This window comes from Aeromonas sp. s10 (genome assembly GCF_040907975.1).
Classification (GTDB): Bacteria; Pseudomonadota; Gammaproteobacteria; order Enterobacterales; family Aeromonadaceae; genus Aeromonas; species Aeromonas caviae.
The window spans coordinates 46,874-62,415 of record NZ_JBFOCV010000036.1 but is presented as its reverse complement, the minus strand read 5'-3'; the positions used below and the strand labels follow the sequence as shown (position 1 = coordinate 62,415).

General features: G+C 65.8%; 15 protein-coding genes. 12 read left to right on the top strand and 3 right to left on the bottom strand.

All coding sequences use genetic code 11. From position 1 onward, the window contains the following. Positions 1 to 693 (top strand): response regulator, encoded by a 693-nt coding sequence (locus AB5Y59_RS12180; protein WP_039039279.1) that lies wholly within the window; start codon positions 1 to 3, stop codon positions 691 to 693. A 105-nt stretch (positions 694 to 798) separates the two neighbouring features. On the opposite strand, the gene AB5Y59_RS12175 is transcribed toward AB5Y59_RS12180, so the two are convergent. After that, positions 799 to 1,707 (bottom strand): LysR family transcriptional regulator, encoded by a 909-nt coding sequence (locus tag AB5Y59_RS12175; protein WP_043152344.1) that lies wholly within the window; start codon positions 1,705 to 1,707, stop codon positions 799 to 801. A gap of 99 nt (positions 1,708 to 1,806) precedes the next feature. Between AB5Y59_RS12175 and AB5Y59_RS12170 the strand changes: the two genes are divergently transcribed. Both AB5Y59_RS12170 and AB5Y59_RS12165 read left to right on the top strand, forming a co-directional pair. Further along, positions 1,807 to 2,790: an aldo/keto reductase gene (locus AB5Y59_RS12170; RefSeq protein ID WP_368212037.1), complete on the top strand. Its 984-nt coding sequence runs from the start codon at positions 1,807 to 1,809 to the stop codon at positions 2,788 to 2,790. Next, positions 2,787 to 3,191, top strand: a complete 405-nt coding sequence (locus tag AB5Y59_RS12165; protein ID WP_039039282.1) for a carboxymuconolactone decarboxylase family protein — start codon at positions 2,787 to 2,789, stop codon at positions 3,189 to 3,191. The genes AB5Y59_RS12170 and AB5Y59_RS12165 overlap by 4 nt, the downstream gene beginning before the upstream one ends. 95 nt (positions 3,192 to 3,286) lie before the next feature. On the opposite strand, the gene AB5Y59_RS12160 is transcribed toward AB5Y59_RS12165, so the two are convergent. After that, positions 3,287 to 4,174 (bottom strand): DMT family transporter, encoded by an 888-nt coding sequence (locus AB5Y59_RS12160; RefSeq protein ID WP_010673465.1) that lies wholly within the window; start codon positions 4,172 to 4,174, stop codon positions 3,287 to 3,289. A 96-nt stretch (positions 4,175 to 4,270) separates the two neighbouring features. Between AB5Y59_RS12160 and AB5Y59_RS12155 the strand changes: the two genes are divergently transcribed. Continuing rightward, a complete protein-coding gene (locus AB5Y59_RS12155; protein WP_010673466.1) occupies positions 4,271 to 5,065 on the top strand; it encodes a helix-turn-helix transcriptional regulator in 795 nt (264 codons plus the stop codon). A gap of 51 nt (positions 5,066 to 5,116) precedes the next feature. On the opposite strand, the gene AB5Y59_RS12150 is transcribed toward AB5Y59_RS12155, so the two are convergent. After that, positions 5,117 to 6,634, bottom strand: a complete 1,518-nt coding sequence (locus AB5Y59_RS12150; protein WP_139700619.1) for an aldehyde dehydrogenase family protein — start codon at positions 6,632 to 6,634, stop codon at positions 5,117 to 5,119. 290 nt (positions 6,635 to 6,924) lie between these two features. Between AB5Y59_RS12150 and AB5Y59_RS12145 the strand changes: the two genes are divergently transcribed. The 8 genes from AB5Y59_RS12145 to AB5Y59_RS12110 all read left to right on the top strand — a co-directional run bounded on the left by AB5Y59_RS12145 (position 6,925) and on the right by AB5Y59_RS12110 (position 15,520). Continuing rightward, positions 6,925 to 8,601: a sigma-54-dependent Fis family transcriptional regulator gene (locus AB5Y59_RS12145; RefSeq protein WP_368212036.1), complete on the top strand. Its 1,677-nt coding sequence runs from the start codon at positions 6,925 to 6,927 to the stop codon at positions 8,599 to 8,601. A gap of 283 nt (positions 8,602 to 8,884) precedes the next feature. Further along, entirely contained in the window at positions 8,885 to 10,171 is a 1,287-nt protein-coding gene (locus AB5Y59_RS12140; protein WP_103244453.1) for a diguanylate cyclase, read from the top strand. A gap of 68 nt (positions 10,172 to 10,239) precedes the next feature. Next, positions 10,240 to 10,650 (top strand): VOC family protein, encoded by a 411-nt coding sequence (locus tag AB5Y59_RS12135; protein WP_010673470.1) that lies wholly within the window; start codon positions 10,240 to 10,242, stop codon positions 10,648 to 10,650. Between the two features lie 102 nt (positions 10,651 to 10,752). Continuing rightward, a complete protein-coding gene (gene phoB / locus AB5Y59_RS12130; protein WP_010673471.1) occupies positions 10,753 to 11,442 on the top strand; it encodes a phosphate regulon transcriptional regulator PhoB in 690 nt (229 codons plus the stop codon). A 72-nt stretch (positions 11,443 to 11,514) separates the two neighbouring features. Continuing rightward, complete coding sequence (phoR, locus tag AB5Y59_RS12125) at positions 11,515 to 12,810, top strand: phosphate regulon sensor histidine kinase PhoR (RefSeq protein ID WP_042014623.1); 1,296 nt, start codon at positions 11,515 to 11,517, stop codon at positions 12,808 to 12,810. 273 nt (positions 12,811 to 13,083) lie between these two features. Continuing rightward, positions 13,084 to 14,058 (top strand): PstS family phosphate ABC transporter substrate-binding protein, encoded by a 975-nt coding sequence (locus AB5Y59_RS12120; protein WP_010673473.1) that lies wholly within the window; start codon positions 13,084 to 13,086, stop codon positions 14,056 to 14,058. Between the two features lie 152 nt (positions 14,059 to 14,210). Beyond that, positions 14,211 to 15,026, top strand: a complete 816-nt coding sequence (locus tag AB5Y59_RS12115; RefSeq protein WP_010673474.1) for a M48 family metallopeptidase — start codon at positions 14,211 to 14,213, stop codon at positions 15,024 to 15,026. Continuing rightward, positions 15,014 to 15,520, top strand: coding sequence for a GNAT family N-acetyltransferase (locus AB5Y59_RS12110; protein WP_039039287.1), 507 nt, complete (start codon positions 15,014 to 15,016; stop codon positions 15,518 to 15,520). Before AB5Y59_RS12115 ends, AB5Y59_RS12110 begins: the two co-directional genes overlap by 13 nt. Positions 15,521 to 15,542 lie beyond the last annotated feature (22 nt).

The window sequence follows — 15,542 nt, the reverse complement described above, 5'->3', positions numbered from 1 at the left end:
ATGAAGCCAATCTTCACGCTGATTATCGAGGATGACGAGCGGATAGGCGCCATGTTGGGGGAGCTGGTCTCCTCCACGGCCGGGTTCTCCCTGATGGGGCGGGCCGGCACCCTGGCCGAGGCGGATCGCCTGATGGCGGGGAGCGAGCCCCGCTTGCTGATGGTCGACATCTCCCTGCCCGATGGCTCGGGCCTGGAGTGGGTGAGCCGGCTGCGCAGCCACAACCGGGAGGTGATGGTGATGATGGTGACCGCCTCCTGCGACGTGGAGACCATACAGCAGGCCCTCAACCTGGGCGTGCAGGACTACGTCATCAAGCCGCTGCGGCTGTTTCGCATCCAGCAGAGCCTGGAGGAGATCCTGGTCCTGCATCGCCGCCTGTGCGAGCCGGGGGAGCTGGCCCAGAGCGACCTGGACCGCCTGATGGGCAAGGCGCGCAACCAGGGGCGGGAGGCGCGGGAAACCCCCAAGGGGATCGACGCCATCACCCTGCGCCAGGTGCTGGATCTGCTGGCGGGGGAGCCGGACAACACCTTCTCCACCGACACCGTGGCCCTGCGCCTCTCCCTGAGTCGCACCACGGCCCGCCGCTACCTGGAGTTTCTGGAGTCAGAAGATCGGCTGGACGTGGAGCTCAACTACGGCCAGCGTGGCCGCCCGGAGCGGCGTTACCACTGGCGCCGGGAGTCGTGACCCCGTCGCGGGCACAACGCCGAAGAGGCCGCGCACACCATGCTGCGCAGATAAAAGGGAGCCTTTGAGCTCCCTTTTGTTTTGCCCCGATGCGACCCGGCCCCTTTATCTGGGGTCGCCCGAGAAGGGGTGCAGGGCGGTGCGGGCGCGCTCGAACAGGGCGATGAGGTGATCCGCCACGGCCCGCACCCGCCGGGAGTGGGCGAGATCGCTGTGGAGCACCAGCCAGATGGGCTGATCCACCCCGAGCTCCGGCAGCAGGCAGACCAGATCCGTCTGGCGGGCCAGGTAGTGGGGCAGCACCGCGAGCCCCAGACCGGCCTGGGCGGCGGCGAGCTGGGCCGCCAGGGTGCCGGTCTCCACCCGGCAGGGGCGGCCGCGCAGCATGCGGGTCATCCATCTGGCGGCGGGCAGGTGGCTCTGGGTTTCGTTCCAGCCGATGAAGTCATCCTGATCGAAGCTGGCGGCATCCACCCCGGGGCTGCGGGCATCCAGGTAGGCGCCGGTCCCGTAGAGGCCAAAGCCCAGGGTGCCCAGGCGCCGCAGGGTGAGGTGGCCGGCATCGGGCTTGACCATGCGCACCGCGAGATCGGCATCGCGCCGGTGCAGGTTCACCGTCTGCACCCCGGTGACCAGCTCCACCCTCAGCTCGGGGTGCTGGGCAAAGAGCGTCGGCAGGGAGGGGATGATAAGGGGATTGGCCAGGTTCTCGGCGGTGGCGAGGCGCACGGTGCCGGCCACCTGTCCCTGCAACTGCCCCGCCTCGCCAAAGGCCAGCCCCGCATGTTCCAGCGCTTCGGCTCGCTCAAGCAGGGCCTCCCCGTCGTCGGTCAGGCGATAGCCCTGCTGGTGGCGGCTGAACAGGGGCAGGCCGAGGGCCGCCTCCAGCCTGTCCAGGCGCCGGGAGACGGTGGCCACCCCCATGCGCAGGGCGTGGGCGGCACCGCTCAGGGTGCCGCTGCGGGCGATGGCCAGGAAGACGCGGGCGTCGTCCCAGAGCAGGGGATCGTGCATAGTGTTTCCATAATCGGAAGATAGGTTGCCAGTTACCTCTATATCTCATTCATTTTCGGAAGACCATACTCCCCTGCAATTTGTCAGGGAGAAAATGCGATGCAACGACGAACACTGGGAGCCAACCTGCAGGTCTCTGCCCTGGGGCTGGGCTGCATGGGGATGAGCGAATTCTACGGGCCGCGGGACGATGAGACGTCCTTGCGGGTGCTGGCGGAGGCGGTGGAGCGGGGCATCGACCTGCTCGACACCGCCGACATGTACGGCCCCCACCACAACGAGGCGCTGATCGGGCGTTTTCTCGCGACCCGGCGGGGGCAGGTGAAGGTCGCCACCAAGTTTGGCATCGTGCGCCAGCACGGGGAGTACAGGCGTACCCTCGACAACAGCGCCCGCTATGCACGCCAGAGCTGCGAGGGTTCCCTGCGCCGCCTCGGCATCGAGCAGATCGATCTCTACTATGTGCACCGCCTCGATTCGGCCCATCCCGTCGAGGAGACCATGGCCGGGCTGGCGCAGCTGGTGCAGGAGGGCAAGATAGCCCGCATCGGTCTGTGCGAGGTGAGCGAGGCCACCCTGAGGCGCGCCCATGCCGTGCACCCGGTGGCGGCGGTGCAGACCGAATACTCCCTCTGGACGCGGGAGGTGGAGGCGGCGGTGCTGCCCGCCTGCCGGGAGCTGGGGATTGGTCTGGTGGCCTACTCCCCCTTGGGGCGCGGGTTTCTGACCGGGCGTTACCAGCAGGAGGCGGTGTTCGAGGAGGGGGATTTTCGGGCCAGTCTGCCGCGGTTTCAGGGGGACAACCTCGCCACCAACCGCACCCTGGTGCAGGCGGTCATGGCCCTGGCGCAGCAGAAGGGATGCTCGGCGGCGCAGATAGCCCTGGCCTGGCTGCTGGCGCAGTGGGAGGGGATAGTGCCCATCCCCGGCACCCGGCGCCTGACCCACCTTGAGGATAACCTCGGCGCCCTCTCGGTGCGCCTCTCCCCAGCGGAGCTCGGGGCCCTGGGACAGGCCATCCGGACCCTGCCGGTGGCGGGGGAGCGCTATACCGCCGAGGGGATGAAGGGGGTGAACGCATGAGCGGCTCGCACACGGATCGCCGTGAACGGGCGTTCGCGCTGCTGGCCCGGCTCGATCCCCAAGCGCCCACGCGGGTCGCCGCCAGCCTGGATGCCCTGTCACCGGAGCTTGCCGAGCTGGTGCTGGGGTTTGCCTTTGCCGATGTGCTCGCCCGTCCCGGCATCGATCTCTGTACCCGCGAGATGCTCACGGTGGCGACCCTGATGGGAATGGGCACGGCGCCCGGACAGCTCGAGTTCCATATCCGGGCCGCCCTCAATGTGGGGGTCAGCCGGGAGACCATCATCGAGATCCTGCTCCAGGTCGCCGTCTATGCCGGAGTGCCCGCCTGCATGAATGGCATCAGTGCGGCCCGCAGCGCCTTCGCCGCCCATGACAAGGGGCGGGGGGGCAGGGATTAAGGAGGAGACGCCACCCTGGCGAAAAGGTCAGGCGTGCCCTGACGGGGGCAGCAAGAAGGGAGCCGAGGCTCCCTTCTTTCATGGTGCTGGCCGGCTCAAGCCCCTTCCGGCAGAGGACGGCGTACCCTCGGCTTGAGCTGGGAGAGCATGACCCCGGTCAGGATGAGGCCGCCCCCCAGCAGGTGATAGCCGTGGATGGGCTCCCCCAGGGTGATGACGGCGATGAGGGCCGTGCACAGGGGCATCAGGTTCATGAAGACCGAAGTGCGCTCCGCCCCCAGGGTGGCGAGGCCGCGCATCCAGCAGTAGGCGGCGAAGATGGAGGAGGCGAGGCCGGCGAACAGCACCATACTCCAGCCCTGGGCGGGAATGGCCAGGGAGTCGGCAGAGAGGGCCACCGGGATGAGCAGCAGCACCGCCAGCAGGATCTGCAGGTAGAGGTTGAGCCAGGGGCCGAAGGGCAGTTGCCAGCGGCGGATCAAGAGGCCATAGAGGGCATAGCTGGCCGCCCCCAGCAGCATCATGCCGTCGCCGGGGTTGATGCCGCTGTGCAGCAGTGCCAGGGGATTGCCCTGACCCAGCAGCCAGAGCACCCCGAACAGGGAGAGGCTCATGCCGAGCAGCGCCTGCTTGCCCGGCTTCTGGCCAAAGCAGCAGGCCCCGATGAGCAGGGTGAGCAGGGGCAGCAGGGAGCCGATGACCCCCATGTTGGTGGCCGAGGTGCTGTGGGCGGCGTAGTAGGCGAGGCACTGGTAGAGCACCATGCCGAGCAGGGAGAGCACCAGCAGCTTGCCGAGCCAGGGGCGGATGTCGGCCCGGCGGCGCCAGAGCTGCGGCAGGCAGAAGGGGGAGAGCGCGAGGGCGGCGATCACCCAGCGATAGAAGGAGATGGCAGCGGGATCCAGCACGCCGGCGGCGGCCTTGGAGACCACGGTATTGGCGGCCCAGATCAGGATGGCGAGCAGGGGGAAGAGAAAAGGCATAGGCACTCCTTGGTACGATGGGGAGAGTCTAGCCTTGTCTTGAACGAGGTAAGTAGCGTAAATAAGACATGTCATAACCGCTTTGGGACAATCTGCATGGGCACCCTCACCCTGGCCGAGCAGGATCGCCTGCTGGCCGACCCCAACCCCCTCTACTTTCGCTACAGCCAGATCCAGGGGGGCAACGCCTGCGCCGAGCACGCCCACCCCTGGGGTCAGCTCAGCCTCATCAGCCTGGGGGTCATGGTGGTGGAGGTGGGGGGAGAGCGGCTGGTGGCGCCTCCGGACTACCTCATCTGGGTGCCGGCGGACCTGCCCCACACCGCCTTCAACGAGCAGACCCTGGATTACACCTCCATCTACGTGAGCCACGCCCTGGCACCGCGCCTGCCACGGGAACCCCAGCTGCTGGCCCTCACCCCCTTGCTGCGGGCCCTGCTGGAGGACTTCACCCAGCGCCGGGTCGGGCACATGGAGGATGAGTGGGATGCCCGCCAGGGTGAACTCTTCATCGAGAAGCTGGCCCGCACCCGTTGCCAGCCGAGCTACCTGCCCCAGAGCCGGGATCGCCTGCTGGCCCCCTTGCTGGCGGCATTGCAGGCGGCGCCGGAGGACAACCGCACGCTGGTGGAGTGGGCCAGGGCGCTGCACACCACGGAGCGCACCCTGGCGCGGCGCTGCCAGAAGGAGCTTGGCATGAGCCTGGGCCAGTGGCGCACCCGGCTGCGGCTGGTGAAGGCGCTGGACTGGCTGCGGGGCGAGATGCCGGTGCAGGAGATCGCCTGGCGCCTCGGTTACGCCTCCACCTCGGCTTTCATCGCCATGTTCCAGCGCGAACAGGGCTGCGCCCCCCAGCGCTATCGCCAGCAGCTGGGCCAACCCGTGGCCTGAACCGCATGAAAAAGGGCGCCTGCAGGCGCCCTTGTGGATCACGGGATGGGCTTAGAAGAAGCCGAGGGGGTTGATGTCGTGGCTCACCAGCAGGTTCTTGGTGTTCTGGTAGTGGTCCAGCATCATCTTGTGGGTCTCGCGACCGATCCCCGACTTCTTGTAGCCGCCAAAGGCCGCATGGGCCGGGTAGGCGTGGTAGCAGTTGACCCAGACCCGGCCGGCCTGGATGCCGCGCCCCATGCGCCAGGCCAGGTTGCTGTCCCGGGTCCACAGGCCCGCCCCCAGCCCGTACTGGGTGTCGTTGGCAATGGCCAGGGCATCCGCCTCGTCCTTGAAGGTGGTGACCCCGAGCGCCGGCCCGAAGATCTCCTCCTGGAACACCCGCATCTTGTTCTGGCCCGAGAAGATGGTGGGCTGGATGTAGAAGCCCCCCTCCAGCCCGCTCACCTTGGCCGGGCCGCCGCCCAGCAGCATCTTGGCCCCTTCGCCGCGGCCGATCTCCATGTAGCTCAGGATCTTGTCGAACTGCTCGCGGGACGCCTGGGCCCCCACCTGGGTCGTGGTGTCGAGGGGGTTGCCCTGCACTATGGTGCGGGCGCGGGCCAGCACCCGGTCCATGAAGTCGTCATAGATGCTGGCCTGCACCAGGGCGCGGGAGGGGCAGGTGCACACCTCCCCCTGGTTGAAGAAGGTCATCAGCATCCCTTCCACCGCCTTGTCGATGTAGCTGCTCTCGTGCTGCATCACATCGGCGAAGTAGATGTTGGGGGACTTGCCGCCGAGCTCCACGGTGGAGGGGATCAGCTTGTCAGCGGCGCAGCGCAGGATATGGGCGCCCACCTCGGTGGAGCCGGTAAACGCCAGCTTCTGGATCCGGTTGCTGGTGGCGAGCGCCTGGCCCGCCTCGGCGCCGAAGCCGTTGACCACGTTGACCACGCCGGGGGGCAGGATGTCCTTGATGAGATCCATCATCAGCATGATGGTGACCGGGGTCTGCTCGGCGGGCTTGAGCACGCTGCAGCAGCCCGCCGCCAGTACCGGGGCCAGCTTCCAGGCGGCCATCAGCAGGGGGAAGTTCCACGGGATGATCTGGCCGACCACGCCGATGGGCTCCTTGAAGTGGTAGCTGACGGTGTTCTGGTCCAGCTCGGCGGCGGAGCCCTCCTGGGCGCGGATGCAGCCGGCGAAGTAGCGGAAGTGATCCACCACCAGGGGCAGGTCGGCGGCCAGGGTCTCGCGCACCGCCTTGCCGTTCTCCCAGGTCTCTGCGACGGCGAGCACTTCAATGTTCTGTTCGATGCGATCGGCGATGCGCAGCAGCAGGTTGCTGCGCTCGGTGACGCTGGTCTTGCTCCAGCTGGCGAACGCCTTGTGGGCCGCGTCCAGGGCGAGCTCGATGTCGGCTGCGTCGGAGCGGGCCACCTCGCAGAACACCCGGCCATCCACCGGCGAGATGTTCTCGAAATAGCGGCCGGCGCGCGGCGCCACCCAGTCGCCACCGATGAAGTTGTCATAACGGGATTTGAAGCTGACCAGGGCACCTGCCTGACCGGGAGCGGTATAAATCATCTCATCATCCTTATGTGTGTGTGGTCCTGACCGGCCTGGCGGGCAGTCCGGTTGCTTCCTGTCATCGCAAGGGGCGTGCCAGCGGGCGGCGCTCTACACAAAAAGGTTGCAAAAACGTTATCAAACGGGGTGCCAAGGGGTATCTTGGTTAACCAGTGCCCCCCAGGACGGCCCCCGAACTGTGCCGTTTCTGAACATCGGGTGTGACACTGTGCCGTTTGTGAACAGGAGACGTGATGAAGGCGCTCCCCCAAGGCGGCCCTATTCGCGAGTGTGTAGAAGGAGGTGTGATGAGCGAGTTGCCTCAATCCGGTGCCAGCCCAATCCAGCGCTCCTGGGAGCGCTGCCTGCATCAGGGGCTGAGCCGCCAGCAGAGCGCCGAGCTGGACTTGCTGCCCCAGGGGGAGCTGTCGGCTCGCCAGGAGCAGCACAGGACGCTCATCGCCTGCTTCCAGCGCTTCGTGCTGCCGCTCTTTGGCCAGTTGCTGGCGGGCAGACCCTGTCGTCTGCTGCTGTGTGACGGCGAGGGGGCCATCCTCGCGGTGAGCGGAGACGACCGGTTTGCCCGCCATGCCGAGCGGATCTTCCTGCGCAGCGGCGCCCGCTGGGGGGAGGCGAGCAAGGGCACCAACGCCATCGGCACCGCGCTGGCCGAGCAGAGCGAGGTGCAGGTGCTGGGGGCGCAGCACTTCTTCGCCCAGCACAGTTTTCTCAGTTGCAGCGCCTGCCCCCTGCTTGGGCCTGACGGGCAACTGCTCGGCGTGCTCGACATCTCCACCGATGCGGCCCATCACGGCGGCGACATGCTGGGCACCGTGCGCCTCCTGGCCATGACCCTGGAAAACGCCCTGCTGGCCCGCCAGCCGGGCTGGCTGGTGGATCTCGATCCCCAGAGTCTCTGGTCTGCCCGCCTGCTGCTGGGGGAGGGGGGCGAGCTGCTCGGGGCCAACCGGGCCGGTCGGCTCTGGCTCGGCCAGCACCCCTTCGACGGTCAGCAGTTGTTGCGTGAGCGCCGCGGCCTGCGGCTGGTGCCGGAGGCGGGGGAGCGCGCCGCCAGGCTCCCCCTGCCGAACGCGGTTGAGGAGGGGGGATCGCAGGCGCAGCAGGTGCCGCTCAAGATGCTGGAGCGGGGCATCTCATTGCTCATCGAGGGGGAGACCGGCAGCGGCAAGGAGCACCTGGTGCGCACCCTGCACGCCAGATCGAGCCGTCGGGAGCGGCCTCTGGTGTGCGTCAACTGCGGCGCCCTGCCGGCGGAGCTGGTGGAGGCCGAGCTGTTCGGCTACGTGGGAGGCGCCTTCAGCGGTGCCCGCAGCCAGGGCAGCCAGGGCTATCTGCGCGCCGCCCACGGCGGCATCCTGATGCTGGATGAAATTGGCGAGCTGCCGCTCCAGGCCCAGACCCGGCTGCTGCGGGTGTTGCAGGAGCGCGTCGTCACCCCGGTGGGCAGCCACAGACCCGAGGCGGTGGATTTCTGGCTGGTCAGCGCCAGCCATCGGGATCTGGCGGCCATGGTGGCGGCCGGCACCTTTCGCGAAGATCTCTACTACCGCATCTGCGGCTGGCGCCAGCAACTGGCACCCCTGCGGGCCTGGTCGGTGCCCGAGCGTCAGGGGCTGATCCTGAACCTGCTCGCCCAGATGGACCCGGCGCTACAACTGAGCCGGGAGGCGGAGCAGCGGTTGCTGGCCCACCCTCTGCCCGGCAACGTACGCCAGCTCAAACAGGCGCTGGAGGTGGCCTGTGTACTGGCAGAGGGGCAGGGCTGGATTGAACCTGCCCATCTGCATCTGCCCGCCGTGGCGGGGGGAACGAGCTCACCTTTGGGAGGGAGTACCCTGCGCGAGCAGAGTCGGCAGCGGGTGCAGCAGACCCTGGCAGAGTGCAGCGGCAACGTGAGCGAGGCGGCGCGCCGTCTTGGCATCAGTCGCACCACCCTCTATCGGGCGCTGCGGGAGGAGGGGTGAAGGGTGTCGCGCCGTCCAGCGCTTGTGTAGACTGCGGTGGCAAGGACGTTTTTTCGTTATGTTTCCATCGCAGGGAGTGCGCAATGACCCATCTTACGACCGACGAGGCCCCCCGCCTCTCTCCCGGCTGCTGGCCGATGCCGCTTGCGCCCCATGGGGCCCGTGCCGGCTAGTCGGCACTCGTCTGCGCCCGGTGCGGCGCGTGTAATAACCTTGGATCTGGATCAGCGCGGTCCGGCGCTTCAAGGTGTAGGGTAAAAGCCCTTTTTCAGGTGTGATACCGATGATCCCTTCCTATTCCCGCATGACGACGCTGTTGTTCTGGTGCCTGCTGGCGGCGAGCCTGCTGGCCATGGTGTTATTCGAATTCGGACCCGAGCGGCGGCTCGACATCCTGAGCCAGGCCGGTTTGTCCGTGCGTGCCCAGGATGACAGGGCCCACAAGGGCTCCTCCGTCGCCACCCTGAGTCAGGGGGGCGACAGACCCGCCATCCAGTGCACCCTGCGAAGCCAATATGCCTATCCTTTTTGCGAGCTGGTTCTGACCCTGACCGACCCCGAGCGGGGGCTGGATCTCTCCGGCTTCACCGGGGTGCGGGTGAGGCTGGATGTAGAAGGGCAGGGGGGACAGGCCTGGCGCCTTTATCTGCGCAACTACGATCCCGTCTACTCGACGCGGGAAGACGAGAGTTCCCACAAGTTCAACGAAGTGCTCTTCACCGCCAGGGATTTTGGCCGCGAGCAGGATGTCCCCCTGAACGTCTTCGCCCCCAGCTCCTGGTGGGTGCAGCAGTACGACATTCCGCTGGTCCAGCAGGGGCCGGATCTGCACCATGTCTACGCCATCGAGATCGCCTCCGATGACAAGATGCTGCCGGGGGAGTACCGGTTGCGGCTCGAGCGGCTGGAGTTCTATGGCCGCTGGTGCAAGCCGGGGGACTTCTATCGCTATCTGCTGCTGGGGTGGCTTGCCTACGGCGTGCTGCTCTTCCTGGTCCAGAATCTGATGTTCGGGGATCGGCTGCGCAAGGCCAGGGAGGCGCGCCTCGCGGCTGAAGCCCTGAGTGCGAGCCTGTGCGAGCAGAACCGGCGCACCGAGGAGGAGGCCCGCTACGATCCCCTGACCGGGGCCCTCAACCGGCTCGGCGGCGAAAAGCTGCTCGGGGAGCTCGGCGAGATGCCGCTCTCCTTCATCTATATCGACATCGATCACTTCAAGGGGGTCAACGACGGTCACGGTCACCCGGTGGGGGACGAGGTGCTCAAGCACATGGTGAGCGAGCTGCTGCGCCATTGTGACAGCCTGTGCCGACTGGTGCGCTGGGGCGGGGAGGAGTTCGTGCTGGTCTGCCTCCATTACGACGAGGGACGGGCCGCCGCCCTGGCGGAGCGGCTGAGAGGGGCGCTGGAGGGGTACAGGCACTGGCCGCTGGGGCTCGGTATCACCGCCTCCTTCGGGGTGGCCGAGCGGCGCAAGGATAGCCTGGAGCAGGCGCTCAAGCGGGCCGACGAGGCGCTCTATCAGGCCAAGCAGAATGGTCGCAACCGGGTGGAGGTGGCGCCCGACTGATCCGGCGCTGGAGCCCATGGCCGGGCGGGGCTATCATGCGCCCCATCATTTATCTGAGGAGAGATGCCATGGCACAACACATTGGCGCCCTGACGCTGCTGGTGGCGGATTACGACGAGGCCATCGCCTTCTTCACCCGGGGAATGGGCTTCGAGCTATTGGAAGACACCCCCCTCGACGAGCCGGGCAAACCGGGCAAACGCTGGGTGCGGGTCGCTCCCAAGGGGGCTCCCGGCTCCGCCCTGCTGCTGGCCCGCGCGGCCAACGAGGAGCAGCGCGCCGCCATCGGTCGCCAGGGGGGCGGTCGGGTCTTCCTGTTCCTTGAGACCGACGACTTCTGGGGCGATTACGAGCGGATGCAGGCCTATGGCGTTCATTTTTGTGAACAGCCGCGCCTCGAACCCTACGGCACCGTGGTGGTGTTCGAGGACATCAGTGGCAATCGCTGGGACCTGCTGCAACTCGCTGCTGCCAACTGAATCTGAAAACGTTTATCATCCCGCCCGTCATAAAGTCATAAAAGTGTCACAGAAAGTTCTAATAATTGGCGCACCCATCTTCACAGAGGAGAGAGAAGGGATATGGCTAAGCGAATTCTGGTGGTCGAGGACGAGGCACCGATCCGCGAAATGCTCTGCTTCGTGCTTGAGCAGAAGGGATATGAAACAGTAGAAGCAGAAGATTACGCCGATGGACTGGCAAAGGTGCGCGAACCCTACCCCGAACTCATCGTGCTGGACTGGATGATGCCAGGTGGCAGTGGTATCCAGTTCCTCAAGCAGCTCAAGCAGGATGAGATGACTCGCCAGATCCCGGTGGTGATGCTGACCGCCCGGGGCGAGGAAGAGGACAAGGTGCGCGGGCTCGAGGCCGGTGCCGACGACTACATCACCAAGCCCTTCTCCCCCAAGGAGCTCACCGCCCGCCTGCACGCCGTGATGCGCCGTGTCTCTCCCACCTCGGTGGACGAGGTGATCGAGGTGCAGGGGCTAAAGCTGGATCCCGTTTCCCACCGGGTCAGTGCCGAGGAGAAGGCCCTCGACATGGGGCCGACCGAATTCAAGCTGCTGCACTTCTTCATGACCCACCCCGAGCGGGTCTACAGCCGCGAACAGTTGCTCAACAACGTCTGGGGTACCAACGTGTATGTCGAGGACAGGACGGTGGACGTGCACATTCGCCGCCTGCGCAAGGCCATCGAAGAGACGGGGCACGACAGATTGATCCAGACGGTGCGCGGGGCCGGCTACCGCTTCTCGACCCGTCTCTAGGTCAGGGCCAGTGCCGCCAGCACCTGCCGGCGGGCATTGGACCCGGCTCTTTGCTGTCTCTAGGAGATCTTAATGTTGCAACCTTACGCCTGGCGGCGACAGTTGTGGCGAATGGCGTTCTTCTACAGCCCCTTCGTCTTGGTAGGTTGGTTAATCGATCATCTCGTTCTCTGCCTGCTGGTGGCCACGGTGCTGCACCTGGTCTGGCACTACCGCTTCCAGAAGCGGCTGTCGGACTGGCTGTGGCACGATCGCAGCCTGGTGCCGCCCCACGGCAGCGGCAGCTGGGAGCACATCTTCAACGGCATCTACAAGTTGCAGCAGCGTCACCGGGCCCGGCGCCGGGAGCTGGCAGGCCTCATCCGCCGCTTTCGGGAAGGGGCGGAGGCGCTGCCCGATGCGGCCGTGGTGTTTCGCACCGACGGCAGCATCCTCTGGTGCAATCGGCTGGCGGAGCAACTGCTCGGCTTTCGCTGGCCCGAGGATGCCGGCCAGCACATCGGCAATCTGATCCGTCACCCCGCCTTCGTCGCCTATCTGGGCAAAGGGCAGTATGACGAGCCATTCGAGATGCACTCCCCCATCAACGAGGAGAAGTTCCTCGAATTTCGCATCATGCCCTATGCGGAGGACCAGGCCATGCTGGTAGTGCGGGATGTGACCCGGCTGCGCAGCCTGGAGAAGACGCGCAAGCACTTCGTCTCCAACGTTTCTCACGAGCTGCGCACCCCCCTCACCGTGCTCAAGGGGTATCTGGAGATGACCGAGGAGCCGCCGCCCCCCGCCATGTGGGCCAAGGCGCACAAGGTGATGATGGAGCAGACGATCCGCATGGACAATCTGGTCAACCAGCTGCTCACCCTGTCGCGCATCGAGGCGGCGCCCACCGTGGATCTCTCCCATCTGGTGGACATGCCCGCCATGTTGGGGCTGCTGGAACAGGAGGCGCGGGCGCTCTCCGGCGAGCGGGCCCACGAGATCGTCTTCATGGTTCAGCCCAATCTGCTGGTGCGCGGGGATCAGGATCAACTGCGCAGCGCCGTCTCCAACCTGGTCTACAACGCCATCCACTACACCCCGGCGGGGCGCAAGATCACCGTGGAGTGGCGCAAGCAGGGGAGCATGGCGCTGTTTGCGGTCCAGGATGAGGGGGAGGGGATCCCCCCCGAGCATCTGGCGCGGCTCACCGAGCGGTTCTATCGGGTCGACAAGGCCCGCTCGCGCCACACCGGAGGGTCCGGGCTCGGCCTTGCCATCGTCAAGCATGCCCTGAGTCATCACGATGCCCATCTCGATATCGAGAGCCGGGTCGGTGCGGGCAGCCGCTTCAGCTTTCTTATTCCCGCCCGCATGGTGCTGGTGAAATAATATTTTGTGTCAATGTGTTAGCAACGAGAGAAGGGCTGCATCGCAGCCCTTTTTTCATCCGGGCCACTCTCGGCCCATGTCATCAAAGTGTCATATAAATTCCATAAATTTGTCACTGCCAGGCCAGATACTGGCGCCGTCTTAAAGAACGGACCTTCTGTAACACTGGAGAAGGAGTGGTGCTGGCCCGCGGATCATTGCGATCGGGTGTCAACCACGTTTATACGTCAACCTGACGATTGCCTTCTGCAACCTTGGACTTGGAGAGATTGGATGAAACTCAACAAACTGGCTGGTGTCATCGGATTCACCGCAGCAACCCTGTTTTCTGTCAGCGCTCTGGCTGCCGGTGTGGATAAAGACCTGCCGGAATACACACCGACCAGCGGCATCTCGGGCAACCTGTCCTCTGTCGGCTCGGACACCCTGGCCAACATGATGACCCTGTGGGCCGAAGAATTTAAGCGCATGTATCCCAACGTCAACGTGCAGATCCAGGCCGCCGGTTCTTCCACCGCACCGACTGCCCTGACCGAGGGCGTCGCCCAGTTTGGCCCCATGAGCCGCGCCATGAAGGCCGGTGAAGAGGAGGCATTCGAGAAGCGCTACGGCTACAAGCCGACCGCCATCCGCGTCGCCGTCGATGCCCTGGCCGTGTTCGTCAACAAGGACAACCCCATCAAGGGGCTGACCATGTCGCAGATCGACGCCATCTTCTCCAGCACCCTCAAGTGCGGCGAAGCCAAGGCGGCCACCAAGTGGTCTGATCTGGGTCTGGACGGCAGCTGGTCCGGCAAGGATCTGCAACTGTTCGGTCGCAACTCCGTGTCCGGTACCTACGGTTACTTCAAGGAACACGCCCTGTGCAACGGTGACTTCAAGAGCGGCGTGAACGAGCAGCCGGGCTCCGCCTCCGTGGTACAGTCCGTCTCCTCCTCCCTGAACGGCATCGGCTACTCCGGTATCGGCTACGTCACCTCCGGGGTGCGCGCCGTTCCGCTCTCCAAGGATGGCAAGACCTTCATCGAGGCGAACTCCGACAACGCCATCACCGGCAAGTACCCGCTGTCGCGCTTCCTGTACGTCTACGTGAACAAGCATCCGAACAAGCCGCTCTCCCCGATGGAGCAGGAGTTTGTGAAGATGATGCTCTCCAAGGCGGGCCAGACCATCGTTGCCAAGGACGGCTATGTGCCGGTCCCGGCCAAGGTGGTTCAGGCCGACCTGAAGAAGCTGGGCATCATGTAACAGAACATGCCCTTGCAGAAAAACGAGCCCCATGCGGGCTCGTTTTCATTGGTGCGCCCCAGGATCTTTTTGGTCGCAGGGCGCAGCGCCCGGCTTGCGCCGGGCGGCGGCATTTCCGAGAATAGGGCAACTTCACGGCAAAGGACCCTCTCATGCGCGCATCTTCCCTCTCCAGACTGGCCCTGACGGCCTTGTGCAGCGCCCTGCTGGCCGGCTGCGCCCAGTCACCGACCGGTCGCAACCAGATGCTGCTCTTCTCCCCCCAGCAGATGAACCAGCTGGGCGCCGACTCCTTCACCCAGATGAAGCAGCAGGAGAAGGTGAGCACGGATGCCAGGATGAATGCCTATGTGGGCTGCGTGGCCAAGGCGGTGACCGCCCAGGTGCCTGCCAGCTATGGCATCACCAGCTGGGAAGTGGTGGTGTTCGACTCCAAGGAGATCAACGCCTTCGCCCTGCCCGGCGGCAAGATAGGCGTTTACAGCGGCCTGCTGAAAGTCGCCAAGAATCAGGACCAGCTCGCCACCGTCATCGGTCACGAGCTGACCCACGTGCTGGCCCAGCACTCCAACGAGCGCCTCTCCCGGGATCAATTGACCGGTATCGGGCTGGCGGTGGCGGACGCCGCCATCGGCAGCAGCGACAGCCTCGGGGGCGCTGCCACCATGGCCGCCCTGGGCCTCGGGGTCCAGGTGGGGATAGCCCTGCCTTATGGCAGAACCCAGGAGAGCGAGGCGGACCGGCTCGGTCTCGAGCTGATGGCCCGCGCCGGGTTCAACCCGGCCGAAGCCGTCACCCTGTGGCAGAACATGAGCGCCGCCTCCGGTGGCAAGGCACCGCCCCAGTTGCTCTCCACCCACCCCAGCGACCAGAGCCGGATCGCCAACCTGCAGGCCCAGCAGGCCGAAGTGCAGCCCCTGTACCAGCAGGCGAAAGCATCAGGGCTGGTTCCCCAGTGCAAGGCGTAAGCCTGCGCCTGGCGCGTCCCGCCGATGCCGCCGCCATGACGGTGATGCAGCGGGCGAGCTGGCTGGCGGCCTACGGGGAGGTGCTGGGGGCCGACATGCTGGCCCAGCTGGCGGTGACCGACCACTTGCAGATCTGGCGACACCGGCTCGCCGAGCCAGGTCCCGTTCCCATGCTGGTCTGCCAGGACGACGTGGTCATCGGCCTGCTCTACTGGCAGCCCTCCCTGGAGGAAGGCTTGATGACGGCGCGGATCCGGGCGCTCTACCTTCATCCCGATCACTGGCGTCAGGGTCATGGCAAACGGCTGTGGCAGGCGGTGGCGGTGCAGATGCGCCGGGCCGGTTGCGAGTGCGTCAGGCTCTGGCTGCTGGATGGCAATCACATCGGCGAGGGATTCTACCTGCGCCGCGGCTTCATGTTCGACGGTCAGGAGCGCACCCTGATGAGCCTCGGACAACCTTGCCAACAACGACAAATGTTCCGTTTGCTTTGAGCTGGCTCCCGTTTTTCGCCCT

What these genes read in the sequence shown, in the direction of transcription:
- AB5Y59_RS12180 (WP_039039279.1), top strand. Translation starts at nt 1, where the DNA reads ATGAAGCCAATCTTCACGCTGATTATCGAGGATGACGAGCGGATAGGC.
- AB5Y59_RS12175 (WP_043152344.1), bottom strand. Translation starts at nt 1,707, where the DNA reads ATGCACGATCCCCTGCTCTGGGACGACGCCCGCGTCTTCCTGGCCATC.
- AB5Y59_RS12170 (WP_368212037.1), top strand. Translation starts at nt 1,807, where the DNA reads ATGCAACGACGAACACTGGGAGCCAACCTGCAGGTCTCTGCCCTGGGG.
- AB5Y59_RS12165 (WP_039039282.1), top strand. Translation starts at nt 2,787, where the DNA reads ATGAGCGGCTCGCACACGGATCGCCGTGAACGGGCGTTCGCGCTGCTG.
- AB5Y59_RS12160 (WP_010673465.1), bottom strand. Translation starts at nt 4,174, where the DNA reads ATGCCTTTTCTCTTCCCCCTGCTCGCCATCCTGATCTGGGCCGCCAAT.
- AB5Y59_RS12155 (WP_010673466.1), top strand. Translation starts at nt 4,271, where the DNA reads ATGGGCACCCTCACCCTGGCCGAGCAGGATCGCCTGCTGGCCGACCCC.
- AB5Y59_RS12150 (WP_139700619.1), bottom strand. Translation starts at nt 6,634, where the DNA reads ATGATTTATACCGCTCCCGGTCAGGCAGGTGCCCTGGTCAGCTTCAAA.
- AB5Y59_RS12145 (WP_368212036.1), top strand. Translation starts at nt 6,925, where the DNA reads ATGAGCGAGTTGCCTCAATCCGGTGCCAGCCCAATCCAGCGCTCCTGG.
- AB5Y59_RS12140 (WP_103244453.1), top strand. Translation starts at nt 8,885, where the DNA reads ATGATCCCTTCCTATTCCCGCATGACGACGCTGTTGTTCTGGTGCCTG.
- AB5Y59_RS12135 (WP_010673470.1), top strand. Translation starts at nt 10,240, where the DNA reads ATGGCACAACACATTGGCGCCCTGACGCTGCTGGTGGCGGATTACGAC.
- phoB (WP_010673471.1), top strand. Translation starts at nt 10,753, where the DNA reads ATGGCTAAGCGAATTCTGGTGGTCGAGGACGAGGCACCGATCCGCGAA.
- phoR (WP_042014623.1), top strand. Translation starts at nt 11,515, where the DNA reads ATGTTGCAACCTTACGCCTGGCGGCGACAGTTGTGGCGAATGGCGTTC.
- AB5Y59_RS12120 (WP_010673473.1), top strand. Translation starts at nt 13,084, where the DNA reads ATGAAACTCAACAAACTGGCTGGTGTCATCGGATTCACCGCAGCAACC.
- AB5Y59_RS12115 (WP_010673474.1), top strand. Translation starts at nt 14,211, where the DNA reads ATGCGCGCATCTTCCCTCTCCAGACTGGCCCTGACGGCCTTGTGCAGC.